We start from the raw sequence: 797 nt of genomic DNA, 5'->3' as shown, positions 1-797 counted from the left end.
TGGCGCGACGCCGGCGCGTTCGCCTTCGGTGCGGGCTACGCCAGCGAGGACGGCCGCATCCGCGGCAATCTGTCGGGCACGGCAGCGGGTGGGCATGTCGGCGTCGGCGCCGGCATCAGCTTCACCTTGAACTGAGGCAGGGATGAAAGGACTTGTTGCCCTGACCTGCCTGGCGCTTTGCGGCGGCCTCGTGCCGGCCGCCGGGCAGGTCGCGTCGACCTACAGGATCAAGCCTTCGGACGTGGTGCTCCCGCCCGAGGTGAAGCTCGGAGACTACCAGCGCACCATACGCCCATTCGACAACTGGACGCTGATCTGCGACGAGAACCTCAAAGCCCGCAAGAAGGTCTGCAACGTCTCGCAGATCATCGAGGACGCGTCCGGCAAGATGGCCTTCAGCTGGTCGCTTGCCGCCACCCAGGACGGCAAGCCGTACATGATCCTGCGCACCGCCCCGAACGCCAGGAGCGATGGCCTGGTGTCCGTGAAATTCGATGGACAGAAGCAGCCGATCGACGTGCAGCTGAACGGCTGCAACGAAATGGTCTGTGTCGGCATGTTGCCGGTCGGCCCCGTCATGCGCCGGCAGATATCGCAGAACGCGACGCCGGCGATCTCCTACTCGACGGTCGACGGGCAGACGATCACCGTTACCGCAACGCTCAAGGGGCTGTCAGACGCCCTTTCACCACTCAAATAACCGAGGCGCCACCATGAGCCAGCAGGACCAGTTCACGTCCGCCAAACGCACTCCGAGCGTCGAGGCGGATCGGCAGAGGCGGGCCGAGCCCCCCAAG

The 797-nt window shown here is 65.5% G+C and carries 1 protein-coding gene; it reads left to right on the top strand.

What is annotated here, in order from left to right:
* The first annotated feature begins 142 nt into the window (after positions 1–142).
* Positions 143–700: an invasion associated locus B family protein gene (locus EOA22_RS35740; RefSeq protein WP_013529840.1), complete on the top strand. Its 558-nt coding sequence runs from the start codon at positions 143–145 to the stop codon at positions 698–700.
* The last annotated feature ends 97 nt before the right edge of the window (positions 701–797 follow it).

Source organism: Mesorhizobium sp. M7A.F.Ca.US.014.04.1.1, from assembly GCF_003998745.1.
Lineage (GTDB): Bacteria > Pseudomonadota > Alphaproteobacteria > Rhizobiales > Rhizobiaceae > Mesorhizobium > Mesorhizobium ciceri.
The sequence above is the reverse complement of the archived record's forward strand: the minus strand, read 5'-3'. Positions and strand labels throughout refer to the sequence as shown.

What these genes read in the sequence shown, in the direction of transcription:
- EOA22_RS35740 (WP_013529840.1), top strand. Translation starts at nt 143, where the DNA reads ATGAAAGGACTTGTTGCCCTGACCTGCCTGGCGCTTTGCGGCGGCCTC.